Below are 26,614 nucleotides of genomic sequence, written 5' to 3' on the forward strand. Positions count from 1 at the left end.
GAGTAGACGGGTTAGTATTGCCCTACACTGGTGTCGTTGCTACCCTGCCCGCCAGTGCCTATTGCGCCTCCGTTGCTGGTGTGCCCATTCTGGCCATTGTTGGCAAAGCCGTTGCTCGCCGGGAAGTTTCGCCCACCGTTGCCACCCACCCCGCCTACGCCGCCAGTTCCCGCCGTACCGCTATTGCCGCCTATCGATTTCACCGTGACGGGCGCATCCTGGATGTTTGCGGTGTGGTAACGTACCTGAATCGAGCCGCCATTGCCACCATTGCCCGCGTTGCCGCCCGTACCGCCATCGGTGCCATTGCCACCGATACCGCCATTGGCTGTCAAGCTACTGTGGCTGCTATTGTTGTTACCCGCGTTACCACCCGTACCGCCTGCCCCACCGTTACCCCCGGCGGAGCCGTTGCCGCCTGCGCCGCCCGTGCTAATAATGCTGAGCGGGCTGCTGAGTTGCAGATTAGTAACCTGAAGCTGAAAACTTCCGGCATCGCCGCCGTTGCCCCCGCCGTTGCCGTTTAGTCCCGGTTGCGGTGCATTGACCCCGGCCACACCATTGGTGGCCGGTACGTAGTGGAACCACGAGTAGTATCCATCGGCCCCGTTGGCACTGACGGGCGGTTGGGCATCGGGCGCATTAGGAACCGTAAGGCCATCGGCCCCCGGTGTGCCATAGATGATAATATCGGCTGCTGTCGCCATGACTATCTGTGTTTTTGGTGGAAACCGTTTATAAACTAGGCGACCCATTGATGATGACCTTGCCCGGCTGCCCGCCGTTGCCGCCATTGACGCCCGCTGCCGGAGTACCACCGCTTCCATTCGGGTTGCCGGTACCTGCTCCGCCGGGGTTACCCGCATTCCCCGCATTCCCACCAGACGCTTTCTGGTTCGAGATGGTAATGTTGGGGGATCCATTCTGGTAGTTGATGTAGACCGTAGAGCCATTACCGCCATTGCCACCTACGCCCCCTTTGCCTGCATTGCCGCCATTGCCGCCCTGGCCCTGTGGCCCTTGACCACAATTACGACAGGCATTGCCACCGGGTCCGCCGGGTCCGCCATTGCCACCGGTACCGCCGTTACCGCCATTACCGCCATTACCGCCGATGCTGCCCGCGATGTAGCTGCCGTTCAGGGTAGTTACCGAATAGTTGATTTCGCTCGCGTTGCCGCCGTTGCCACCTGCCCCGCCGTCAGTTGCGTTACCCGCACTAGGACCTTGCCCGCCTTTACCCGCTGCATTGCAACCACTTTTTCCACTTTCGGTGGCGTCGGCGCCCTTACTACCCGCACTGGCGTTGCCGGTAGAGCTGCCATCACCCCCGTTACCGCCGTCGCCACCCACCGACAGCAGGTTGGGGGACGGGGTATCGCCCACACCGTCGTAAGATGATTGTGCGCTGTTCATTACATCGGCGGTTATAGTGCCGGGGCCCTGGGTAATCACCTGCCCACCGGCTTCGATGTTGAGCGTGTCGCAGCCGAGCCCGATCGGGTTGCTATCGGTGCCTTTCAGCACCAGAGGACTACCGGGCTGCACATTGATGACGCTGGCCGTGAAAACGGCTACCTGCATCGGGAAACGAAGCCGGTTTAGGGTGTCTTTCCAGGGAGCTACCAACTGGCTGTTGCCGAAAATATAGGCCGACAGCGCCATACAGACGTTATCGTCCAGCGGGTTGGTGATGGCGGCCAGTGCCCCGGTATCTGTTGGAACGGGTAAGGTATTAGCGGCCTGGTTGGCCTCGAAAAAGCCGTCCTGAAGCCCACACAAGGTTTTCAGGGTATCCACATCCGGCACCGAAATAAACGAGGGCGGCACATGCGATTGGGCAGGGTCGGTTGATAGGATTAGCCCACCGTCATAATCACCGGTATTGTACGTAGCGGTCCGGGTGGCGGCACTCGGTACGCCCATGTTGACGAGCATGGACATGTATTGATCGAACTGTGTTACGTTTTGCATGGAAATTGGCTAGTTAAGCGGTTAGAAATGAATGAATTGAATTAGTGTTGGTTTGCTTGTTCTCATTGTTTGATAAGCGTTCCCACGGTGAAGACCACCGCCGTGAAGCACTGAATCTGCGCCCCCTGCTCCAGCGTGAGGGTATCGATGTTGACCAGCACCGGCGAGTGGTCGGTAGGCATAATCTGAAGCGGCTCCCCGGCTTTCACGGTTACATTATTGGCCGTAAACGTGGTAAGCTCGACGGGGCCGTTTTCTTCCAAGGGCCCGGTTTGTCCGAAAAAAGCCAACAAAGCGGCCTGTTCGTCGGTCGTGGCCAGGGTCACCGTAGTGGGTGCGATGAGCGACTGAGCGGGGTCGGCAGAAAGTACCTGCCTCGCCGCACTCGTTTGGAGTGGGTCGACGGGGGGCGCCGTAAGGTTGAGCAAGGCGAGTATCTGCTGGAATGCCGTTGCTGGGCCAGCATCCTGATAGGCGTTGGTTTCCATAGGAGGGGGGATGTGGCTCGGTCACACCGGAGGAGGCCCGGCGTGACCGAGGCCGGGTTATACGAGTGCGCTGTATACTTCGATTTGACCGATGGTGGTCACGACATTGAACTTCTGGTTGGTGTCGATGACCTGCCACTGCTGCCCCGCCTGTACGACCGTGCAGGTCGCTGCTGACGAGAGCGTGATGTTCGCCGTGGCAAATGCTGCCGTGATGCCTGCCATTTGCGCCTGATCGAACATGGCGACATTCGCATCCGTCAAGGCAATATCAAACAGCGGTGGTGTAGGTATCCACTGGCTTATCGTCGGTTCGGTGCGACCCTGCGGACCGGCCATCTTCTCGTAGTTGAGCGTAAACACGTCGCGCCACAGGTCAATCGCCATCTTTCCGGCGGCGATGTACTGCATCTGGGCGGCCGGTGTCAGGCTGGAGTCGGGCGTACGGAAAAGGTGTTCACCCTGAGGCGTATACACGTCGAGGACATAGGCTGTGTTCAACACCGCCGTGCCAGGTACGTTGGTCTGGTAGGCCAGTACATACACGTACCCCTTGCTCTCGATGGCGAGGTCGCAATAAGTCAGCGACTCGTTTTTCGGATTTACCGAGAAATACGATAGGTACTGCGCGACGTTGAGGGTTGTCCCGTTCAGCGTCAGCAGGAACGAATCGCCACCGGCCAGGTCCTTAAGCTGCCAGCTTACGCCCTGTTGCAGAATGACTACCTCGAGCTCGCTGAACTGATCCTGAACCAGAATCGCGCCGTTCGTGGCTGTCAGCGTATAGACGTAGTTGCGGCTAGGGTCCGTGATGGTCCACTCCTGCCCGGCCTTGATAACCGTGATGAAGGACGTTTGCGTCGGGTCAGGCTGAATATTACCCTTATCGTCGGTCAGGTAAGCCAGATACACCATGTTGGCGGCGAAGGCGCTGATTACGTCCATCGTCATGGTGCCGCTGTCGAGGGTCGGAGCGAGCGATGCGGCGATGCTGAACAGGTCAGACGCGCCGTTGGCCAGGAAGGCCGTCACCAGCTCGCTGCTGGCGGTACGTTGGTCGAGTTGCTGGGCGATCGACCCGGCATTCGGGAGGCTGAACAACGACTGCCCCGTGAAACTTGGCGCCGGGTTGCCATTGATGTCGAAAGCCTGTACCCGGTTGTTGAGCGACTCCAGCACGTAGATTTTCCCATCGGGCGAAATCGCCAGGGCAATCGGTCCCTGCATCAGTCCCTGCAAAATGCCCTTGCCTGACACCACCGTTGCCAATGGCGCGTTGGCATCGGGAACGGCCTGATCGGCCAGTTTCAGCAATTGCATTTTGTGGCTAGCCCAGTTTACGGCCACTACGTACCCATTGGGGTGAACGGCCAGCGCGTCGATGTCACCCAGCGAGAACGTACCGTAGCTCATGCCGCTGTTGAGGTCGAATTGCGGGTTGCCGTCCATCAAGTCGACAAGGCGCAGGTAGCCGGTTGAGGCGTTGCGGGTGTCGATCACGAAATTGAGCGGTCCCACCTGGGTTGGGCTGCCACCATACACATCGTAGGCCAGACCGGGCTTGGTTTTGAAGCCAAACGGCGGGAATTTCAGTCGGCTTTCGGCATCGCTCAGGACCGATACGTTCTGGAACACAAACATCTGCCCCGAATCGGGCTGTGTGCCGTTTTCAAGCGGAATGTTCACGCCCGAAGCCTGCCACGTATACCCGATCACCGTAGCTGTTTCATTGATGGTGATGCCCGCCAACTGGGCAATGTTGTTGCCGGTATTGTCGCTATTGAGGCTGCTTACGGTATCGGTCGGCACGGTGGCGCCTCCTGATACGCCCTGCCACGTATGCCCTGTGGTGCTATTGTAGGTCAGTTTTTGCTTGAACGTATACTGCGTATCCTGCGTGAGGGGTACCAGTATCTCGGTGATGTTGCCATCCACGGCTTTTGCCCCCGGCGTGCTGGCGTCGGGGACGGCCGGCAGCCAGTCGCTCTGGTATTTGCCACACAGCCAGCCGTTGGCCGAGTATACCGCCGCGATAATCTGCATCTGCCCACCCCAGGGCACCGTAAAATTGGTCTGAATCGGCTGGTTGGAGGAGCCCCCCGTTGGCGTTAGGGGTACCTGTCCTTTGCTCTCGAAGCCGCTTCCGGTTTTGTAGTTGACCAGAATCCGGTAATGATCGGCCACGGCAGGCCAGATGGCCGTTTTGGGGTTCCCGGCTTCGCCGTGGGCCGGGTCGGGGTGCAGCGTAAATGTGAAGGCCATCTGCCGTTTCACGTCGATCTCGATCACCGCGGGTGATGACATCACTTCGCCAAACGATACAGCCAGTTCAGCAACGTCGATAGCTACGCTTACGGCGCGCAGGGCCCAGCCCACAAACGGCGCGGCTTCGGCAAACTCCGACGCGACAATCTTGGCGAGCAGGTATTCCGACAGCTTCTCCATCCCTTTCGCTGCCAGTATACCTACGATGATATCCCCAAAGGTGTAGAGGGAGGTCTTCAATCCCTGGATGAACCCGGCGTCGACCCCAAAGGCGGCGCCACCCACCGAGAAGCCCACGCCAACCGCCGCCATGATGTTGTCGGTGTCTTTGACGAACTCCTTATACCACTGCGTATCCGTAACAGCCGCCTGCGCCGCCATCATGAAAATCGGAATACCAAAGCAGAAGATACCCGTTTCGATAAAGCCCGGCCATACTACGTGCGCGTCGTAGTTCCACGTACCCACCCCACCAAACATGAGCTTGGCGGCCTGCGCCTGATCGGGCCAGGCCATCTGTAGCTGCGTGGGGTCGGTCGGGAACGGAATACCCAGAATGGTATTCACGCTGCTGATCATGTCCAGGTACGTTTTGGTATCCGTCTGGAACGCCTGAAGCATATGCGGGCTCATCGGGTTGTTGATCGCCTGAGTCATGTCCGCATCCGCAAAAAACTCGACGTAAGCCCCCACGATTCGCAGGAAGTTGTTGTAGGCGTCGACCGAAAAGTTGGTACCCTTGAACTGAATCGAGTTCTGATCGACGGTGATACCGTGCGACGACGTATTGGGCGATACCGACCATTGCCCTGGTGCGCTGGCAGCGGGTGACGCGTTGGCAATCAGGCGGCGGCTTTGGGCCGTAGTGGTCTGGTTGGCTACGTCGTACGACGCCGTTCCCTGGTTAACGCCCCACGTCTGATTCTGGAATTGCTGGTCGTTGCGCGACGTTTGCAGCGGTAACCCAATGGCCGGAGCCATGGCCCCGTTGGTGGTATCGGTCAGCGAATAGATCATGACCGGCGTACCTGTCGGGATCGTCGGATTGTTTGGATCGCCGATCGGGAACTGGTAGGTCAGTGGATTACCATTGCCATCCACCGACTGTTTGACAATGGCAAACCCACTATTGGGGCCGGGCTGCCCCTGACTTTTGACCGACTGCGCCAGAAACTGGATGTTATTCAGCTGCTGGATGCTGTCCGGGTCGGTTTTGGTTGTCGGGTAAATGTGCTCGTTCTGAAGAGCGAGGTGTGTTTGCGGCTGGCTACTAGCCAGAAGCGGGTGCTGCCCCGCCAGAAACTTCGCTACATCGACCGGTCCCTGGAGGTGATACTCCTGCATCAGAATCTGCCACGGATCGTCGTTGGTTTCGGCCAGGCCAAACGCATGAAATAGTGCCGGTTTCACCAGCCCGGTTTTGCGTTGCAGTCTGGCGAAATACGTTTTGTAATCATCCAGATGCGTCATGTAGGCCACGTGGTACAGGGGCGGTAGGTGGTAGGCCGGGGCCGAGGGTTCACACTCGCCCACCACCTGAATGCGCGTCAGCCGGTTTTTGATAAAATGGTGATGGGGCGCGTCCACATAGTGACTGAGCGCACTGGGCCGTTGTGCCAGCAGTACAGACACCGCCTGGTTGGTGGCCGCGGCGGCCTCTAGCGTAGCTGCGGTGTGCAGCGAGAGCGGGTACTTTTCACCTCGGATAAGGAGGTGCAGGGGCGTGCCGCCCGACGTATCGACATGACTAAGGTCGAAATGAAGTTGGTGAGTCATTGGTTTAGTATGTTATATTTATATAATGGTTACAAAAAAACAGAGACAAGAGGGGTATGCCCCTCCGTTTGAGGAGGGTAGTTGACACGGGCCACTCACGATCAGTTAGCCGATCTGTACCGGGTGATCGGCCGGGCGATCAGGAGTGAACAAGGCGCGAAACCATAGGGGACGAATTACTCTAGACGTGACAGTATTGGTCGGTTAGCAGCTCGGATAATGGTTAATGGGAAATCGGTATTGCCTTCAGGGCCAACTAGATGGAGGCTGCGTAATTATGACCGCGAAAGCACAAAGGCACGAATTATTATATGTTAAGGTAAGCGAATCCAGCTGGTAGGGCAATTCGATATTTACTGGAAGGAGGCAATGTTTACTCGAACGTAGTGTAGTCGGTAGGTTGCTCGAATTCACGACCCAAAACGCACTCGTTTACCGTTGCAGGCGCCTCTTTGGTTAGGCATACAAATTGCACATGCTTTTAGCGGCGGCTGCCCTTACCAACCGCTGATTCAGCGATGTGTGACACGATCTACTTACCGAACCAGGCCGAGGTTGAGACGATCAATGACCTGGAACATGCTTTTGGGTTACCCGTCGATGATTTTCATTTGTTTCCGCACCTATTGCGTCCCTCGTTGCTGGCCGATGGAAACTGTGGCAACGAAGCCTGCCTGTGCTATGTCGACCTGGCGGCGTACCTGACGGCGGCGCAGGCCACCTGGTATTACCCTCAGTCTGGGCCGGGCGATATAATCGTGCTGATGATGCCTCCACACCAGCCTTACCTGGCAACGTACCTGGAAGCGGCCGTTCCAGACAGGGTTCATACAGACATTGGTATGCCGGGCAGGAATTACCTTTTTTCAGCCATCGACAAGTTGCAGGACGACCCCGGCAGGTAATCCCATCTCCTTGCCGGCCTGCTTACCATGCCGTACCGTTTGCTCCCCGAAGAGAAGCCGGTTGACCGGATGGTTTTCTACCTTATAGGTATAGCTCAAACCCGACCGACGAACGTACCCGTAAAGCCATCCGTCATGAGCGCGGCTGCCAGTTACCTGCGCACATCTGGCAAGCATAAGGGTTATTCCTGCCTTCCGTTGAATAACTCACTACGGATTTTTATACATATGAATAATTTGTATTATGTATTTTTTCTTACTTTCCACTACTGGTTAGTGAGCCTGGGTGTGGGGATGTAGCGAGTGTTGCCGGTCCGTCAATGGGTTGAAAGGCATAGCTGACTGCTTTCGTTATGCCCGTGGACTCGCGCCGGTATACGCACTTAATTCCCCCGACAAAGCCACGATGAAGCACCCATCAGAACATTCAGCAACCAGCCATCACGAAAAGGCTGAGTACCCCTCTTTTTTTCAGCGCCTGTCGGCCTGGGTAACGTACCTGGGTTTGCTACTGGCCGTTAGCTTTTCGGCCTGTACCAGCCTGCTCGATCAACCCATGAAACCGGGCAGCCATCAGGCTGGGGCTCGCCTCGGAACCGAAAGACCCATTGTGCTGGGCTATTTCCCCAGTTGGAGCGAAACCTGGCTTACCAACGGGGTCAGTAAATTCACCACCTTACCGGCGCACATTACCCACGTCTTTTTCTCGTTTGGCAAACCCAATCTGCGCTACACTAAAGGCTCGTACGACTTGTCGCAGACCGGCATTCAGGTGCCCTACGATGGGCAGATGTTGAAACAAGCCATCGGCATTGTCAATCAGAAAGGCATCAAGGTGATCCTCTCGCTGGGCGGCGAGACCTATTGGGCCTCCAGCGACGCCTATTCGATCAACTATAGCCAGATCAAGGATCTGGTGGATGACTTTGGTTTTGCCGGAATCGACTGGGATTTTGAACCGAACGGAAGTTTTCAGGACATCGGCAGTCCGGCGAACGTGGCTCACTTCATTGACTTTTTCAACCAGTCCAGAGCAATCATGCCACGCTCGGGGGGTTACATCCTGGCCTGTGCGCCAGCGGGTGTGGGCGCCCTGGGTGGGCTCAACAACGATGACCCAGCCGCCAAGTACGCCTACGCCAAACGGAATACGCTAACGGGTGAGCCCGATACGTACCTCTATTCGTTTACCGATGCCCAGCACAGTATCTCGCAGTTTGGGTTCAGTTCAACGGGCCACATGATCCCGGTTTTTAAAGCGGTGGGGGATAAAATTGATATTGTCGCTTATCAAGGTTACAACATTGGAGCCGCGCCCCGCCGTACCCTGCTTTACGATGCCTATGCCTATTATGCCAATACCTATGGCTTCAAACTGGCGGCAGGCACGCACGTACCCAACGAGCCGTGGGGGCCTTACTATACGTACTCGGCGCAGAAAGCGGCCGAGCTGGCGCAGTACATCCGTGAGGGTGGTGCCGAGGGCCGGGCTGGTAAGGGCGACGGGATCATGATCTGGCAGTTGCTGGCGCAGTCGCAGTTCAGCGGCGATGCGAATTACACGGGGGTAACGTACCTGAACGTAGCCTCGAAAGTGCTCAATGGCGCTACACCGGCCGCCGCCATTGCGGCTGCGTTCGACTATAACACGACTACCCCGCCGCCCACCACGGGCCCGGCGGCTCCGACGGTGAGCTCGACTACGGGCGTGGTCAACACGGCCATTACCGGGCAGGTGGCCTCGACCGGTACGTTGCTGATCAGTAAAGACGGTGTTCAGCTGGCGACTCAAACGCTGACAGGCAGCACCTGGAATTACACACCGACGTCGGCGGGTGCCTACAGTTTCAAGCTACAAACCCCCGCCGGTACATCGGCCGCCTCAGCGACTGTCACCGTCACGGCGGCCTCAACCGGTGGGGGTACGGGCGGTTGTGGCTATCCGGCCTATAATCCTGCTCAGGCTTACCCCACGGCAGGCACCAGGGTGTACGTCAACGGCAAGATTTATCAGAATCAGTGGTACGCCAACCCCAATGAAGGCCCCGACGAATCGCAACAGTGGGGCAACTGGAAATTTGTACAAAACTGTGCTGGTGGCTCCACGAACCCGCCCACGAGTGGGCCTGCGGCTCCGACGGTGAATTCGACTACGGGCGTCGTCAATACGGCTGTTAGTGGACAGGTCGCCTCGGCTGGTACCTTGTTGATCTTGAAAAATGGGACGCAGGTCGCCACTCAATCGGTGAGCAGCGGTGGTTGGAGCTACACACCGACATCGGCGGGTACGTACAGCTTCAAGCTACAAACCAGCGCCGGTACGTCGGCGGCATCGGTTTCGGTTAGCGTCACGGCCGCTTCGACAGGCGGGGGTACGGGCGGTTGTGGCTACCCGGCCTATAACAGTACGCAGGCGTATCCAACAGCGGGCACGCGTGTATTCTATAACGGCAAAATTTACGAGAGCAAATGGTACGTTAACGCCAATGAAGCCCCCGACGATTCACAGCAGTGGGGAGCCTGGAAGTTTATCCAGACTTGCAACTAGACGTACCGGGTCAGTGCCTCCTTATCCGGAAAAACGCATCGGATCTCATTAAGACCGTGCGCGTATATCAGGGCTGGGTACGTTGTTTTCTCTAATAGCAACGTACCCAGCCTTAATTCGTTATGGTATAAAAGAAGCCCAGGCAAACCGACTGAGGGCAGCATTCTGAAAATAGAGCCCATCGACGCTGTAAACAAGCTAGCCAGCTTATCAGTAAGCTATGTCGATCGGTGGTCAGGCGCGATCTAATGCAGCGGACGTCCTTTGACCATTCCGCCCTTGGCATCGTCAATGCCGTGGTTGATCACAAAGGCGTGTTCATCAATCCGGCTTATGTTATCCTTCAGGCGAGTGAGCTCCAGCCGGGTGACTACGGCATACAAGATGTTGATATCATGATGCTGATACCCCCGCTTGCCGTAGCCTTTTTCGCCTTTAAAGACAGTAACCCCACGGCCCAGCTCTTCGGTGATCATCGTGCGTAGTGCTTCATGGCGGTCAGACACAATAATGACCGCCGTGTATTCCTCGATACCGTGGATCAGGAAGTCGACGGTTTTGGAAGCAGCCAGGTAGGTCAGCATCGCATACAAGGCCGTTTCGACGTTCAGGAGAATGGCCGCCGCCCCAAACACCAATATGTTGATGACCATAATTACGTCGCCGACCGTCAGCGCTGACCGGCGGCTGACCCAAACGGCCAACACTTCGGTGCCGTCCAGTACGCCGCCGCCCCGGATAGCCAGCCCAATACCGGCCCCCAGAAAGAAGCCGCCGAAGACAGAGATCAGTAACTTATCGGTCGTTACCACCGGATACGGCACAACGACCAGACAGACAGCCAGTAAACTAATGGCGATTGTGGTCCGGATAGCGAACCCGGTTGATATCTGGCGATAGCCCAGCCAGATAAACGGCAGGTTGACCAGAATAATCAACAGGGCCAGTTCGAGGCCTGTTGTAATCTCCAGGAGCAAGGAAATACCCATGGCGCCCCCGTCGATGAAGTTGTTGGGCAGCAGAAACCCTTTTAAACCCATGCCGGCACAGAGTACGCCAGCCAAGAGAAACACGCCGTCTTTCAGGCGGTGAAGCAGGTGGGTCTGAGATGAGGCGACCACCGTTGTCTGTTGTGAAATCATGGTGTTGAGTGGTTAATTCATTTACGTGCGCCAGCGGCAGCTCCGAGATAGCTTTCCGAGACGACGGCCGCAACTGAGCGCCTAACAGATTGTCTCGCTTCGTGTGCAGACAGACAAATCCAATCAGACCAATTGGTATAGACGAATGACGCAGCCTACAAAAGGCTACATAGCGCTAAGCGAGAACGCCATACGAGAAAAGCGCAGCTGCGGTAGCGTGGATCAAACAGCAGCGTTGATCAGCTTTTTGGCGCTGTCTGGGAAAGGCGGAGTAGCCGATCACGCAGGTACGTTCGTTGGAAGCAGGTTTGCTGGCTGTAAACCAAAAGAAGAGCGCACGCGCTTCAGGGCGCATTGATCGTAATCTGATGCTCGAAGATGAGTTGCAGAAAACGGAAGGAGTAGTACGAGCCGTATCGTTGACTACGTACCTGTAAGCCGGATTTGTATTCGAAAATAGCTGGTAAACAGGGCAAGAAGACGGGTGGCGGCCCAAACGAGAAGCCAACCCGTGTGTTAACTAAGGCAATAGAGCCGTGGTCGTGAATGCCTGATGTGACATCCGGTTTGCGGACAGGCCGTTGGGCGGTACGACAGGACAGGTACGTTTGCCGCTGCGCTACGGCATTGGCTTCGGCGGCCTGGGCAGAAAGCAGCAGCAACAGACAGGCGGCGATCAAACCGCTTGACCAGCTTAGCAAATACCGTATGTAGGCAACCGGCTGTCCCATAGATTCAGGTAAAATACGATTTTTCCGGTAGGATCGGCACAAGTACTTAGGAAGCTGCCAACTTCGATAGGCTGCTGACTAGCTGGTCAGAAAAAGCCACACAATCCTGATACACTCTTACATCCAAGTGTAAAAACCATAAGAGTTTGCAAGCTTCCTCAGTTGGTTCAGACCGTTCAGGCGTCCAGACTAGTACGAATCACTCCAAAGTGAAACGCTGCGCCTGACCCCAGTATCGCCGTCAACATGATAAAGTTACCCGGTCGGTTATGGATTCCGCCAGACACGCGCATCCTTTACTTGTTGTTACTTGTATATATAGTTTTCTTATATATTTGTTTTGACCAAGAAGTACGGCTAACGGACGCAATCCCATGAAATCAGGTAATCAGGAATTTATACGAGGTACGTTGAAGACCATCGTCCTTCAGTTGCTGGCTCAGCAAGGGCAGATGTATGGGTATGAAATTACGCAGGCCGTCGAAGACCGAACGGCGGGAGAGTTGACACTTACGTTTGGGGCGCTCTATCCCGTGTTACATAAGCTGGAAGAGGAAGGCCTACTCGTGACCCACACCCAAGAGGTAGACGGCCGCCTGCGCAAATACTATCGACTTACCCCAATAGGAAGCGAAACGGCCATTCAGAAAGTGGGCGAATTTGATCGTTTCATCCAGTTAATGCAGTTGATCCTCAACCCCGCGCCGACTGTATCCCTCGGCCAGTAAACCCAGCTCTGTCTGCCTATATCCTTTGCTGCTTTATGAACAAACTATCTCGCGCCCAACTCGACCAGCTCTCCTGGCAGCTCCGGCAAACCAATCCGCATCAGGCGCTGGAGCCCGAGTTGCTGGACCACCTCGCTTCCCTGATCGAACACCAAATGAATCAGGGACAGCCCTTCGCCATAGCGGCCCAGCAGGTTATCCGGCAGGCTAGCCCGCAAGTCATGGCGGAGTTGACACAGCGCTATGTTGAGGAGGTCTTCCCCGGTCAATTCCCGATGGTGTCCGCTGCGTTGAAAGCCCGAGGACGCCTGAAACGGCGACCGACAACTAAGCCTTTCCGGTACATGCTTCTTTCCAACCTGCTCACGTTCGTGCTGCTAATGGGCTTTCTGATCGTTGTCAGTCGTCCTTTGGCCATACCCCTGAGCGCCTTCCGGATTAGTTGGGGAACAGGGGCATTGCTGGCTATGCTAATTCTCTGGTGGTGGCGGTCTGGTAAGATCCAGTCAGCAAAACGGGCTTTACCAACCAGCTAGTACCCGGTCTTCGCTGGCTACTGACTCGTCCAACCTAAACTCCTTTTCCGATGATTATTCATTACCTGACCATGGCCAAGCGCCATCTGTGGCAGCATTGGCATGTCAACCTGATCAGCCTCCTGGGGTTGGCAGTTGGGTTAACCAGTGGCCTGATCATCTTCCTGGTGGTCAATTATATGTTCAGCTTTGACCGCTACCATCCTCACCTGGATCGATCCTATTGGGTGGTGACCGATGTGAACGGAGAAAAAAGCATGCCCACCGACGCGGCCCCTCGTCCGTTGGCCCAAGTGCTGCGGCGCGATTACGCCTTTGTGGAGAGCGCGACCCGGCTGGAGACTTTCTTCGGACGTACCCTGAGTGTGCCTAACGGGAAGGGCGGCTGGATCAAGAAATTTGCTGAAGCTCGTAATGTCTGCTTCGCCGAGCCTCACTACTTCGATTTGTTCGGCGTCGAGTGGGTCAGTGGGAATCCCAAAACGGCGCTGGCCGCGCCTAATACGGTGGTGCTCAGCGAGCGTTACGCGCAAAAATTCTTCGACGCGGCACCGGCTTTGGGTCGCACCCTGCGATTAGATAACCGCACTGACCTGACGGTAACGGGAATTGTCAGAGATCCGCCCTCTAACACTCAGCTTCGGTTCGATGCGTTCGTCTCCTACGCCACCATTCCGGTGCTGGAGGGCCCGGCTGCCTTGTCCGACTGGGAGGGGCTACAGGCCATGTGCTTCGTACGGCTTCGGGAAGGCGCCGATCCGGCCTTGTTACGGCAGAATTTAACCGCCATTCGGCGCAAGCACCTGCCTGCCCGGGCAGTCGACCATTTTGATTACCACGTATTGCCTCTGTCCGAACTCAATCACGAACGCAGTGGTATGGCCCCTCGCCCGGTACTCTACGCCCTGATCGGGGTGGGCGTGCTGCTGGTCCTGGCGGGGTGCATCAACTTTGTCAATCTGGCCACCGCCCGGGCACTAAGACGAGCGCGGGAAGTAGGCGTGCGCAAAGTTATGGGCAGCACACGCTGGCAACTGATCGGTCAGTTCCTGCTCGAGACGGCCCTGCTGGTGACTGGAGCAATGGGCATGGCGCTCCTGTTGACTCAGCTGAGTTTGCCGTTCATCAATCGCACGCTGGCTGCCACGGTCGATATGCTCCGACCGAATCTTTCCGTGCTGGATGTGGCCGAGCCACGCGCCCTAAGCTGGTTTCTAGGGTTGCTCATCGGAGTGATACTACTTTCGGGGCTTTACCCTGCCTTAGTGCTGGCCCGTTTCGATCCGGCAAAAGCCTTTGCCGCCCAAACGACAAAGCGACTCAGGGGCAAACTAACGCTCCGACAGGGGCTCATCTGGGGGCAGTTTGTGCTGATGCAGGTGTTTATCCTGGCCGTACTGGTGATCAGTGCTCAGCTTAGGCACATGCAACAAGCGAGCTGGGGGTTCAGGTACGAGTCGACAATCGCCGTTTTTTTGCCCCAGCACAGCCCCGCCCCACTGGCGGCCCTGCGCCAGGCGTGGGGCCAACTTCCGGGCGTCGAAGCGGTAACCTTCGGTAGTGATCCGCCCGCCTCCCCCTACAACCGGCCCAGTCCGTTTAGCTTCCATTCGGCTACCGAACCGGAAGCGTTTGATACCCGGGTTCGGGCGGTCGATGAGCACTATCTGTCAGTATTTGGGTTGTCGCTGGTGGCAGGCCGAAACGTTGGCACCACCGACACGAGTGGCCGCGAGGTGCTGGTCAACGAAACGATGGTTAAGCAACTGGGCGTTTCTTCGCCTGCCGCCATCGTAGGGCAATCAATGCGGGTAAAAGACGCCGACCGCGTCATTGTCGGGGTGGTGCGCGACTTTCGCAGTGGCGATCTGCACCAACCCATTCTGCCTATCACCCTGATTCAGGACATTCCCCATAGCCGGGTAGCCATGCTGCGGCTGAGTCCGGTCCACCCGGAGCAAACTCGTCAAGCCATTCAACGGGTCTGGGATAAGGTGTTGCCCGATCAGGTCTATCATGCCGAAGGAACGACCGCTTTGCTGGAAAGCTTCACCGAACTTGAGCGGCTACTGGCCGGCTTTGCTCAGGCCTTCGCGGTGGTGGCTATCGGGCTGAGCTGCCTGGGCTTGTACGGACTGGTTACGTTCCTGAGCGAGGCCAAAGCTAAAGAAATCGGCGTTCGTCGTGTGCTGGGCGCCCGAACCGGGCAATTACTGTGGCTGCTGGGCCGTGAGTTTGGTAAATTGTTAGGATTGGGCTTCGTGGTGGCAGCCCCAGTCGGGACATGGTTGCTCTCGGGCTGGCTACAGCAGTATGCCTACAAAATAACGCTAAATGGCTGGTTGCTGCTGGCTACTTTCCTACTGACCAGCCTGATAACGGCGCTGACCGTCGCTCGTCAGGCGCTGAAAGCCGCCCAGGCCAATCCGGTTTATTACCTGAAAAATGAGTAAAGCAAGACTGTTCGCGGATGGGTTGAGCCAGCGATCGGCACCACTGACTAACCCGTTTATGGCATTGGGCTGACTACAGCATCTAGTCAAGAACCAACCGGTGGTTCAATCTAGCTGTCTATCTCGTGAAACTAGCTTTACTCCTCCTGCTGCTACTTACCAGTCCGCTCGTCGGCTGGGCTCAGTCTACCACCAAGAAAAGCCCAGAGCACAACTTTGAGGCATTCTGGCAACTGTTCAACCAGCACTATGCCCACTTCGAGACCAGAGGTGTCGACTGGAATCAACAATATCAGCGCTACCGCCCCCTGGTCAACGCCCGCACCTCCGATCCTGATTTGTTGGCCATTATGAACCAGATGGTGGCTCCCCTCCGGGACGGTCATGTGGTGATCTCGCCAACGGGCGATTTGCCCGCTAGTGCCAAGTATTCCCGGTTTCTACAGGAATACCCCACTAAAGAGCAGCAGCGGCAATTTCAGCAGGTCACGCTGGCTTATCTGCAAAAGCGGGGCTTTGGCGCGTTTACCAAGTTTCAGAGTGAGCGCTACCAACTGGGAGGGTACTGCCGATCCGATCGGTATGGCTATCTACAGCTTAACGGCTTTGGGGGTATGCCCTTAGACGAGTTTGCCCGGCAACTGGACGAAATGGTGGTAGCCTTTGCCGACGTGGAAGGCTTGCTACTGGACATCCGGATCAACGGCGGGGGCGCTCCCGCTTACCTAAATGCCCTGACGTCCCGCCTCACTCAGGTACGTAGGCTCGTGGGCTTTGGCCGTACCCGTTGGCATAAGCCTCATGCTGAGTACTCGCCCTGGAGCGCGTATTACCTGCAACCGGCCACAGGGCCAAAGCTTATCAAGCCGACGCTGCTGCTGACCAGCGGGGCGACTATCAGCGCGGGGGATCACTGCGCACTGTATTTGAAGGAACTGCCCTACGTCAGGCTAATCGGCGAGAACACTAATGGGATTTTCTCTCCAATGTATGGGGCTACTCTACCCAACGGCTGGCAAATCGCGCTGTCCGACGGCCAGAGTGTCGACCCGCGCCGCATCAGCTACGAAGGACGGGGCGTTCCGGTGGATTTGCCAGTGGTACACCGTCGGGAAGACACCGAGCGCGGATTGGACGTGGGTATTCAAAAAGCGCTGAGCTATTTCGAAGAGCATACAACGGAGTTGAAGTCGGAGACGATCTGCTACGAGCAACTGGCGCTCGACTTCTATGCGGATAGTTTATTGACAAAGCAGATTTACGGCCAGGTAACGGCCTACTCAATGGGGTTGGTTGAGGAAGATGCTACCTTACTGGCTCCTTTTGCCGACAAGTGTGCTTCGCTACAGGCCGTTTATGGCGCCGGCCCCAAGCTGCGGGCGCGCATCGAAGCTGAGCGAGGCGCCGACGCCCGTTTTTATCGCCATAACGTGCAGCATCGCTTCTATGTACAGGTACGTCGGCCACTCCGAACGAACATGCAATGGCCTTTTGTCAAACGGAACGCCCGTCGGTTGACGCTGTCTTACCATCTGACGATTGGCGATAAACAGTACGTACGGATTCACCTGTTGCAGGGGGCGGGCAAAGGACAGAGCGTGCTGATCGTGCTGAATCAGGCCGGACAGGTCGTTGAGCATTGCTTTCTGACGTACGACTACCTGAACGGGTAAGGCCAATCGGTAACTTTCATGATTTGTCCAATTGGCTTGCAGGAAAGGCCGGTTGGCCATGGATTGCTGCTCAAGTGAATTCTCTTGTCCTTACAAAAGGCCACTCATAACGTACCCAGCCTTCCAGATTTAGCTCATGTCGAAGGTGTTGCTTTCTGTTGCATAGGGAATCGTAAAATTAACCGTTGAACCTAGTTTATTACGAGGTAGTTTACCCCGTAAATTTATTCTTCCTATGCCCCACGATCAACAGCCGCGACAGCCCCTAAACACACTCAACCAACGGCTTGACATTGCGTTTGCCTTAGAGGCAGCCAATCTGGGCGTTTGGGAATTTGACCCAGCAACCCAGCAGGTGAAATGGGATGAGCGCTGTCAACGCCTGTTTGGTTTGGCTCAAGGAAATCAACTTGCCTACGAACAAGCCATTACTTTTATCCATCCCGACGATGTAAACCGGGTGAACAGTGCCGTTCAGTGGGCCTTGACTCCGCCCTCGGGTGGACACTATGATGTCACCTACCGCACGATCGGGGCCGATGACGGTCGGTTACGCTGGGTTCGTTTTACCGGTAAAAGCTATTTCCATCCCGACGGCCAGATTTATCGGTTTGCTGGTGTGGCCCAAGAAGTTACTCAGCAAATGGAAGCCCAACAGGCACTTCAGGAAAGCGAGCAGCGGTTCCGTCTGCTGGCGGATGCCTTGCCGCAGGCCATTTGGGTCACCGATTCAATAGGCAATGTCGAATTTTTGAACAGATGGTGGCTTGACTATAGTGGTGTTCCGTTTGCGCCCGCAACGGCTTGGGCGGTATCTGATAAGAGTGTACATCCCGAAGATAGCCCCACTTTAATGGCTGCCTTTCAGCTAGCCATGCAACAAGGCACGGGTTTTTCAATCAAACAGCGCAACCGATCTGCTTCGGGAGAATACCGCTGGTTTCTGAACGTAGGCGAACCCTATCGAGATCCTCAAACCGGTCAAATCACCAAATGGATCGGAATGAGTGTTGACATTGATGATCAGAAGCAAGCCGAAGAAGCGCTTCGACAAAGTGAAGGGCGGCTACGGGCGGTATTGGAGAGTCTGGCCGACGGCATTTACATCGGTGGCTTTGATGGCATATCGCTGGCAAATCAGGCAGCCCTGGATCAGCTTGGTTACACAACGCTGGCAGAGCTCAACCGAAATATTGGTACGTTAGCGGAAGAAATACAAACGCGCGACTGGCTGACCGGCGCTTTTATCCCGGTTGACCAGCAAGCCTTTGCCCGGGCATTGTCCGGCCAACACGTGGTACAGGACGTGTTGGTACGACACCGGTTGAGTGGGCAAGACCGGGTTGTACGCTGTGCAGCCTCACCAGTACAGGTGAATGGTCAGGTTGTCGCGGCCGTGGCCATTAACACCGATGTCACTGAATTTCGCCGGTCCGAAGAAGCGCTTCGGCAAAGTGAAGGGCGTTATCGGCAGCTCACCCAAGAGTTGGAAGCCCGTGTACAGACGCGGACGAATGAATTAGAACTGGCCAACCAGGATCTGCAACGCTCCAACGATAACCTGCAGCAGTTTGCTTATGTAGCCAGCCACGATCTACAGGAACCCTTGCGTAAAATTCAGTCGTTTAGTACGCTGCTGAACCAATACCTGCAGGACCAGCTCGATGCTACAGCGATCGACTACCTGGATCGCATTACTAAGTCCGGTGCCCGCATGTCCACGCTGATTAAGGACTTACTGAGTTACTCCCGCATTACAACCCGACAGCAGGCCTTCGGCCCTATTTCGCTCGACGCCGTGGTAGCCGGCGTGCTGGATACGCTCTCGCTGGAGATCCAACAACGCCAGGCCCGGATTGAGCTCGCCGAGCTGCCTATTGTGAATGGCGACAGCTCTCAGTTGAGCCAATTGTTTCAGAACCTGTTGAGCAACGCCATTAAGTTTACCCCAGCCTCTGAATCTCCTCAGATACGGATCGACTACTTTCATCGGCAATTGGCCGACTTGCCCCCAGAAATACGCCCCAACCAATCAGCACCATTCTATCACCAGATCAGCGTAGGCGATCAAGGGGTTGGCTTCGACACCAAGTACCTGGATCGAATCTTCCATGTGTTTCAGCGGCTGCATGGCAAAAATGTCTATCCGGGAACTGGGGTAGGGCTGGCTATCTGCCAACGGGTGGTCGAAAATCATGGCGGGGGCATTACGGCTACCAGCACACCCGGCGAAGGGGCTACTTTCTGTGTGTACTTACCCGCCTAGGTGTTCGCATTCTGCCGAAAAGGCAATTTTTAATTGAGCAGTTAAACGCCCAACGGTCAACAGTTACCGTCTCATGCTATCCCTCAGGAAGCGGAGCAAGTTATTTCCTGTCGTGTGCCTGCTTCATCCAAGACCACAGCTCCTCAATAACCATATAGACAGTCACCGTGGGTACGTTGACGGTGCTGCCTTTGTTAGTTGTACGAAGCTCTGTACCAAGTAGCGGCGGGTCGGCTACCACATACTCGCCGGTCAATTCAGAGCGTTCGTAGGATACTAAGCGAAATCGATCCCCTTGTGCAAATCGATACGCACGATCGGCATCCACCCAGCTGGGCGGGCCAAACGGCTCATATTGGTTCCGGTCAACCGTCAGGTAGCGCCGCATATATAAGAATACTTCTGGCTGAAGCAGGCGAACGTTACTTTCCATCAATGTATTTCGTTGCTTAACGTCACGGGATAAAGTACGATAGCCCATAAAACTGCGCCGTAGGTATTACAACAGCTCGTCTTTCTCTGCCTGGCTCAGCAGCATCAGGTCTTCTTTGAGGCGTTTCACCGCTGCCTGAAAGCTGGTTTGGTAGCGCTCAGCGTCTTTGCGTTTGGTTTTTCCCTTTTTGGCAACCGCCTGCGCATCGGCGGCAAACTCGATCTCTTTGCGAATGGTTGTCCGCAGCTTCACGATTGCGGCACCGTAGAACTCGGCCCGCTCGGGGTACTCAAGCCGTTTGCCTTGCAGGTAGTCGATCGCATCTACGGCAAACAGCTCCAGGGCGAAGGGGCCGTCCTGCCACGAGATAAATGATAGTCGTTCCATAAGGTTGATCCTAATAGGAGGTAGTACTTGTTGTTAGTGTACGCGCAGATTGTCTTTACCACGGGGCATCTCTGTCAAGGTGACCAGCACTGTCAGGCTGCCTGCGGGCAAGGGCTCAGACAGATACAGACATACCGGAAGTTGATGTATAGCGCATACTATGACACAAATAAAACATAAAACACGCTATCGTGTAATAAGTTTGATATATATCTATTGTCCGTTGCTTATCAATAGTAACGCAATCTTACACAAACTCAAGAAACTCATCCTTACTAATATATTGATAAACAATAGCTTAATAAGCAAACGACCATAAGAGGCATGGTACATTCCGGTTAGTACGTATCTATAGCATGTATCTGTCAACTCTTCTATAAACCACATAAATCACAACGGACAACGTACCCAGCCATGCCGATGAGGCATAGAGAGGCCCGGCCATATTGACCGGGCTACGAGCCTCCTACTGGACTTACAATTGTATTGGTATTCAGATAGTTAAAGAATTATTTTCAGGTAATTGGCGGAAAGGTGCTTATCACATAAATGGCTGGGCCACGAGCGGATGAATGACAAAGAGCAGTGATTGCCTTAATTACCAATGTTGTTAATTGCTAGGTGACCTTTTGTCGGGACTGATTTGGGTGCGATGGGGCAGGAGATTCATAACCTTATTATGTCAGTTACACTTATTAAGACTATACTGTAGATATAGTGGTACTTTGTGCTACCGTTATACGGATAGTCCATGAACGGATGGAACAGATCGGAAGGATTGGCGAAAAGCAACTGTTCAGTCCGGAATAGTAAGACCAGGCAAAACCTTTACAAACTCAGAAGCGAGCGTAAAAGCAGGTTTGCCGGTCCGCGGAAAATTATGATGCCCGTCAGTACTCAACTTGACGGTTCATAGGTATACAACTGATAGACAGCCGACGTAACAGTAGTTCTTTGATGACTCAATTTTTTCGATTAATTGGCTTGCTGTCCAAATAAGCCGAAGTGCGGATTAACTTGGTGGAAGCCCCCTTCACTATTCGCCGAGGGCAATTTTTCAACTACGCTTTCAATATATTCTTGAGCGAAAAAACACTTTGATCGGTTACATTGGCCGGGTTGCCAACCTACGCGCATCGGATGAAGAAACGAAACATTATTGTGGTAGGTGCATCGGCCGGTGGTATTGAGGCCTTCCAACAGCTTATGGGCGGCTTACCCCCAGATCTGGACGCAGCCATTTTTATCGTCTGGCACATGGCTCCCACCGTTCGTGGCGTATTACCCCAGCTATTGAGCCGGTTTACCACCATTCCCATTGCCCATGCTTACGACAGCGAGCCCGTTCAGATGGGCCGCATTTACGTAGCGCCACCCGATCATCATCTACTGATCGAAAACAGCCACATCCGCGTCACCCACGGGCCTAAGGAAAACCGCTTCCGGCCCGCTATTGATCCGCTGTTTCGTTCAGCCGCCTATACCTACAGAAACCGGGTGATGGGCGTACTTTTATCCGGGGCGCTCGACGACGGAACGGCGGGCCTTTGGGCCATTAAGCACTATGGTGGTCTGGCCCTGGTACAGGACCCCCAGGAGGCCCTGGTATCCGCCATGCCCGAGAATGCTATCCGCCAGGTAACCATCGATTTTATTCTTCCCGTAGCCCAATTGGCGACGCAATTGGTCCAGTTAGCCGGAGAGGATGTTCCGGAATTGCCACTGATTTCTGTGGAAGAGAATAAAAGAATAAAAACAGAGATTCGCATTGCAGCCGACGAGACGGCGTTGGGATTGAACCTATCCGAGTGCGGTCAACCCAGTCATTATGCGTGCCCGGAGTGTCATGGTGTGCTGACGCAAATTAAAGAAGGCCCGCTGGCCCGCTTTCGCTGCCATACCGGTCATGCCTACTCGGCTGATACGCTGCTGGCGGCCATCACGGAGCAAATCGAGGATAGCCTTTACGGAGCCATTCGGGGAGTAGACGAAAGTGTTATTCTACTCAACCGGCTGGGCGATCAACTGGCCGAAGCAAATCAACCCAAGCAGGCCGGTCTTTATTTTCAGAAAGCCCAGGAGGCTCTCCAGCGCGGAGAACTCATTCGGCAGGCCATTCGCGCGCAGGAGCCCTTGAGTCTTGAAATTTTTCCTCAACCCAAAACCGATACAGCCGACAGGGAACGACTTCAGGAACTACATACGTCCAGTATACCACCTATAACCGGCCCGCCAGAATCCAGTGAGTAAGAAAAAGACCGCTTTGAAGAAAACCGACAAGATGGCTCCGGGTCAGTCTCTAATCGTTGGTATCGGCTGCTCAGCGGGGGGCGTTGAAGCGCTGACCCAGTTTTTTGAGTTTGTTACCATTGACTCTGGTCTGGCCTACGTCGTTATTCTTCACCTCTCTCCTGATTATGATAGCCAGCTCACCCAAATCCTGCAAAGCGCGACCAGCATTCCGGTCATCAAGGTGGAGGAACGGGTAACCGTTGTGGCCAATCATGTGTATGTGGTACCGCCCGATAAACACCTGCAAATGGCCGATGGAGACATTCTCGTCTTACCGAATGCGCGTATCGAAGACCGGCGGGCACCAGTGGATATTTTCTTCCGCACCCTGGCCGAGTCCCAAGGCTCTCAGGCCGTAGCGGTGATCCTGTCGGGAACGGGCGCCAACGGTTCCATGGGCCTCAAGCGGATCAAGGAAGAAGGTGGGGCGGCTTTTGTGCAGAGTCCCCGCGAGGCTGCCTTTAATGAAATGCCGCGCCATGCCATTGCCACGGGGTTAGTGGATGACATTCTGCCCGTGGCCCAGATTCCGGCCAGGCTGCTGGCCTACAACCAGAATCGGGATACTGTCGTCATTAGTTTAGAGCCGCGGCCGGATGTAGAAAACCAGCAGCAGGCCCTGCGCGACGTGTTTGCACTACTACGCCAGCGCACTGGCCATGATTTTTCCAATTACAAGCGTCCCACGCTGCTGCGTCGCCTGGAGCGCCGGATCAACGTACGTAACCTGCCAGGTCTACCCGAATATGTATCCTTTCTGCGGGAGCACCCCGAAGAAGCCCAATCGCTGCTTAACGATCTGCTGATCTCGGTCACTAACTTTTTTCGCGACAGGCTCGTTTTTACTACCTTAGAGCAGCAGGTGATTCCGCTGCTGACCCACGAAAAAAGAGAGGATAATACCCTGCGTATCTGGGTGGCCGGCTGTGCAACGGGTGAAGAAGCCTACTCGCTGGCTATGCTGTGCGCCGAACGCACAATGGATGTTCTGGACGCACCTCGCGTGCAGATTTTCGCCACCGACATTGATCAGGCCGCCATTGCCATCGCCCGCGAAGGGCTTTACACCATCAACGATGCCGCCGACGTATCACCCGAGCGTCTGCGTCGCTTTTTCACCCCCGAAGGTGAGCAGTATCGAATCCGCCGGGAGATTCGGGAAATGGTCCTGTTTGCTCACCACAATGTTCTTAAAGACCCGCCTTTTTCCCGGCTGAATCTGGTGAGTTGCCGCAACCTGCTCATCTACCTGAATCAGACCGCGCAGCAGCGCGTGCTGGAAACTATCCACTTCGCTCTGAATCCCGGCGGTTACCTGTTGCTGGGGATGGCCGAAACTACCGATGGTAACAGCGATCTGTTTGCTCCGGTGAATCGGGAACAACACCTGTTTCAAAGCCGCTCCGTACCGACACGCTCTTTTCCTGTTCCCGAATCGAATGCGTTGCTGGCCTCCCAGCGGGAATCCGTACCCGAACCGGCCCCCAGGGTAGACGAGCGCTCAAACGTACGGCTGAGTTACGGAGAGTTGCACCAGCGGTTACTGGAACAGTATGCACCCCCATCGATTGTTGTGAATGACGAATACGATATACTGCATATATCGGAGCGGGCGGGGCGCTACCTTCAGATTGGCGGGGGCGAACCGTCTAAGAATCTGCTGAAACTCATCCGGCCCGAATTGCGGCTGGAACTGCGCACGGCGTTCTATCAGGCCAGCCAGCAGCAAACGAATGTAGCGGTACGGCAACTTAAACTTCGGCTGGATGATCAAATTCAGACGCTGACCCTCCATGTGCGTCCGGTTATTGGCGAGGGCGATTCAGCACGCGGGTTTATGCTGGTCCTTTTTGAGCCTACCCCCGGGGAGGGTGTTGAGCCAGACCGGGTGCTAACTTCCGTTGAACCCGTTGCTCATCACCTGGAGGAAGAATTGATTCGGGCTAAAGCGCAGTTACGGTCGGCCAACGAACACCACGAACTGCAGGCCGAAGAACTGAAAGCGACCAATGAAGAACTACAGGCCATCAACGAAGAACTGCGTTCGTCGGCCGAAGAGTTAGAAACCAGTAAGGAGGAGCTTCAGTCTATTAACGAAGAGTTGACGACGGTTAACCAGGAACTGAAAGTAAAGGTGGAAGAGATTTCACTGGTGAGTGATAACCTGCAGAACCTGATCAACTCGACCGACATGGCTACCCTGTTTCTGGACCGCAGTTTACGGGTAAATTTATTTACGCCGGCCACGCGGGACATTTTCAATCTGATTCCCACCGATTTCGGGCGGCCACTGACCGACATTACCAACCGATTAGCCTATACCCATCTGCAGGCAGATATGGAACAGGTGCTGGCGACACTTCAGCCCCTGGAGCGGGAAGTAAGAACCGCCGACAGGCGCGTGTACATGATGCGTGTACTACCTTACCGAACGACCGACGACCGCATCAATGGTATTGTGCTGACCTTCGTGGACATCACTCTGCGCAAGGCCGCTGAAGAAGCCAACTATTTCCTGGCTTCCATCATCGAATCATCCCAGGATTCGGTCATTACTCTCAATTTTGAGGGTGTTATCACCAGTTGGAACAAAGCGTCCGAAACCCTGTATGGCTATTCAGCCGCCGAAGCCATTGGGCAGTCGCTCGGGATGCTGACGCTGCCCCAAGACTTGATTGAGGTCCTGAATCTGGCTGAGAAAATAAAACAGTCGCATCGGGTTGAAACGCACGAAACCGTTCGGATTACGAAAGACGGGCAGAAGTTGGCGCTGGAAGTCGTACTCTCACCGGTGAAAGATCTGCAGGGGCAGGTCATCGGCGTGTCGAGTGTAGCCCGCGATATCACCCAGCGCAAGGCCGCCGAGGAAGCCCTGCGCGAGTCAGAAAAACGGTTCCGGCTCACCCTCGAAGCCGCTCGGATGGGCACCTGGGACTGGAATCTGGCAACCGACGAGGTCGTCTGGAACGAGCAGCACTTCCGGCTGTTTGGCATGGAACCTCAGCCTAATCCCGTCAGCCCGAGCGTTTACTTTGCTCACGTGCATCCCAATGACCGGGAACGGATTGCTCGCCAGTTGCAGGAGGCCATTGACAGTCAGGGGGTGTTTGATGCGGAGTTCTGCGCCGTGCTGGACGACGGCTCGCAGCGGTGGATGAGCGGTTACGGCCGCGTGGTAGAGGCAAGCGACGGTAACGCCGTCCACATGAGCGGCGTGATGTTTGATATTGATAAGCGCAAACGGGCCGAAGAAACCCTGCGCGAGTCGGATCAACGGAAAGACGAGTTTTTGGCTATGCTGGCTCACGAACTGCGCAATCCGCTGGCCCCCGTCCGCAACACCCTGCAAACGCTGGGCTTAAGCGTCGGCCAGAACAAAACCATGAGCGCGGCCATCGCCATGATGAATCGCCAGGTAGAGCATTTGGTTCGCCTGGTCGACGACTTACTGGATGTGAGCCGGATTAACCGAGGGAAGATTACCTTACGGCTGGAACCGCTTGATCTGAACAAGCTGCTGCGGGAGGCCTCAGCGGTCGTGCAGCCGCTTTTTGAGCAGCGCCGGATCGACTTATCGGTTTCTGCATCGAATGAGCCAATCTACGTACAAGGCGATGCCACCCGACTAACGCAGGTTATCACCAATCTGCTGACCAACGGCGCCCGGTATACCCCCGAAGGCGGTCACGTTTGGGCCCGGTCAGACTCGGTAAATCAGAGTGAGGGAATGATGGCCCGCCTGCGGATTAGCGATAACGGTATCGGTCTGGCGAGTGACCAGTTAGAGCGTATTTTTGACCTATTTGCTCAGGTTGATAATTCACCCGCCCGTTCACAGGGCGGGTTGGGCCTGGGCCTGACCTTAGTGAAACGACTGGTTGAACTGCACGGGGGGGCGGGTGGAAGCCCGAAGTCCCGGACTGGGACAAGGTAGTGAGTTCGTGGTTTACCTCCCCGTTCTGGCCGACATCGACGAGCACACGGATAGCCAACCGGTTCCTGCTGATGTAGTCACAA

The 26,614-nt window shown here is 55.5% G+C and carries 17 protein-coding genes; 9 read left to right on the top strand and 8 right to left on the bottom strand.

The window, feature by feature from the left end:
* Positions 1–11: 11 nt before the first annotated feature.
* From ACAW74_RS27195 to ACAW74_RS27210, 4 genes are all read right to left on the bottom strand, one after another.
* Positions 12–707: a hypothetical protein gene (locus tag ACAW74_RS27195; RefSeq protein WP_370701419.1), complete on the bottom strand. Its 696-nt coding sequence runs from the start codon at positions 705–707 to the stop codon at positions 12–14.
* Between the two features lie 28 nt (positions 708–735).
* The gene (locus ACAW74_RS27200) at positions 736–1,974 is read right to left on the bottom strand and encodes a hypothetical protein (RefSeq protein ID WP_370701420.1); all 1,239 of its coding nucleotides are present in this window, start codon (positions 1,972–1,974) and stop codon (positions 736–738) included.
* Positions 1,975–2,036: 62 nt separating this feature from the next.
* Positions 2,037–2,462: a hypothetical protein gene (locus ACAW74_RS27205; protein WP_370701421.1), complete on the bottom strand. Its 426-nt coding sequence runs from the start codon at positions 2,460–2,462 to the stop codon at positions 2,037–2,039.
* A 57-nt stretch (positions 2,463–2,519) separates the two neighbouring features.
* The gene (locus ACAW74_RS27210; RefSeq protein ID WP_370701422.1) at positions 2,520–6,503 is read right to left on the bottom strand and encodes an NHL repeat-containing protein; all 3,984 of its coding nucleotides are present in this window, start codon (positions 6,501–6,503) and stop codon (positions 2,520–2,522) included.
* 518 nt (positions 6,504–7,021) lie between these two features.
* On the opposite strand from ACAW74_RS27210, the gene ACAW74_RS27215 reads away from it, so the two are divergent.
* Together ACAW74_RS27215 and ACAW74_RS27220 are read left to right on the top strand one after the other, a co-directional pair.
* Positions 7,022–7,408, top strand: coding sequence for a hypothetical protein (locus ACAW74_RS27215; protein ID WP_370701423.1), 387 nt, complete (start codon positions 7,022–7,024; stop codon positions 7,406–7,408).
* 406 nt (positions 7,409–7,814) lie between these two features.
* Positions 7,815–9,956, top strand: coding sequence for a hypothetical protein (locus ACAW74_RS27220; protein ID WP_370701424.1), 2,142 nt, complete (start codon positions 7,815–7,817; stop codon positions 9,954–9,956).
* A 245-nt stretch (positions 9,957–10,201) separates the two neighbouring features.
* On the opposite strand, the gene ACAW74_RS27225 is transcribed toward ACAW74_RS27220, so the two are convergent.
* On the bottom strand, positions 10,202–11,098 hold the full coding sequence (locus ACAW74_RS27225; protein WP_370701425.1) for a YitT family protein: 897 nt from the start codon (positions 11,096–11,098) through the stop codon (positions 10,202–10,204).
* A 344-nt stretch (positions 11,099–11,442) separates the two neighbouring features.
* Positions 11,443–11,829: a hypothetical protein gene (locus ACAW74_RS27230; RefSeq protein ID WP_370701426.1), complete on the bottom strand. Its 387-nt coding sequence runs from the start codon at positions 11,827–11,829 to the stop codon at positions 11,443–11,445.
* A gap of 374 nt (positions 11,830–12,203) precedes the next feature.
* Here ACAW74_RS27230 and ACAW74_RS27235 point away from each other — a divergent pair, with 374 nt between their 5' ends.
* The 5 genes from ACAW74_RS27235 to ACAW74_RS27255 all read left to right on the top strand — a co-directional run bounded on the left by ACAW74_RS27235 (position 12,204) and on the right by ACAW74_RS27255 (position 19,485).
* Positions 12,204–12,557, top strand: coding sequence for a PadR family transcriptional regulator (locus tag ACAW74_RS27235; protein WP_370701427.1), 354 nt, complete (start codon positions 12,204–12,206; stop codon positions 12,555–12,557).
* A 35-nt stretch (positions 12,558–12,592) separates the two neighbouring features.
* Complete coding sequence (locus ACAW74_RS27240; RefSeq protein WP_370701428.1) at positions 12,593–13,093, top strand: hypothetical protein; 501 nt, start codon at positions 12,593–12,595, stop codon at positions 13,091–13,093.
* Positions 13,094–13,143: 50 nt separating this feature from the next.
* Positions 13,144–15,546 carry an ABC transporter permease gene (locus ACAW74_RS27245; RefSeq protein ID WP_370701429.1) on the top strand — a complete coding sequence of 801 codons (2,403 nt, stop codon included), beginning with the start codon at positions 13,144–13,146 and terminating at the stop codon, positions 15,544–15,546.
* Positions 15,547–15,671: 125 nt separating this feature from the next.
* Positions 15,672–17,219: a S41 family peptidase gene (locus ACAW74_RS27250; protein WP_370701430.1), complete on the top strand. Its 1,548-nt coding sequence runs from the start codon at positions 15,672–15,674 to the stop codon at positions 17,217–17,219.
* A gap of 235 nt (positions 17,220–17,454) precedes the next feature.
* Positions 17,455–19,485, top strand: a complete 2,031-nt coding sequence (locus ACAW74_RS27255) for a PAS domain-containing sensor histidine kinase (RefSeq protein ID WP_370701431.1) — start codon at positions 17,455–17,457, stop codon at positions 19,483–19,485.
* 100 nt (positions 19,486–19,585) lie between these two features.
* On the opposite strand, the gene ACAW74_RS27260 is transcribed toward ACAW74_RS27255, so the two are convergent.
* Positions 19,586–19,966 (bottom strand): hypothetical protein, encoded by a 381-nt coding sequence (locus ACAW74_RS27260; RefSeq protein ID WP_370701432.1) that lies wholly within the window; start codon positions 19,964–19,966, stop codon positions 19,586–19,588.
* Positions 19,967–19,984: 18 nt separating this feature from the next.
* Positions 19,985–20,305, bottom strand: coding sequence for a hypothetical protein (locus ACAW74_RS27265; RefSeq protein WP_370701433.1), 321 nt, complete (start codon positions 20,303–20,305; stop codon positions 19,985–19,987).
* A 1,140-nt stretch (positions 20,306–21,445) separates the two neighbouring features.
* Here ACAW74_RS27265 and ACAW74_RS27270 point away from each other — a divergent pair.
* Positions 21,446–22,555 carry a chemotaxis protein CheB gene (locus tag ACAW74_RS27270; RefSeq protein ID WP_370701434.1) on the top strand — a complete coding sequence of 370 codons (1,110 nt, stop codon included), beginning with the start codon at positions 21,446–21,448 and terminating at the stop codon, positions 22,553–22,555.
* Positions 22,548–26,531 carry a CheR family methyltransferase gene (locus ACAW74_RS27275; protein ID WP_370701435.1) on the top strand — a complete coding sequence of 1,328 codons (3,984 nt, stop codon included), beginning with the start codon at positions 22,548–22,550 and terminating at the stop codon, positions 26,529–26,531. Before ACAW74_RS27270 ends, ACAW74_RS27275 begins: the two co-directional genes overlap by 8 nt.
* Positions 26,532–26,614 lie beyond the last annotated feature (83 nt).

Source organism: Fibrella musci (genome assembly GCF_041321105.1).
Taxonomy (GTDB): domain Bacteria; phylum Bacteroidota; class Bacteroidia; order Cytophagales; family Spirosomataceae; genus Fibrella; species Fibrella musci.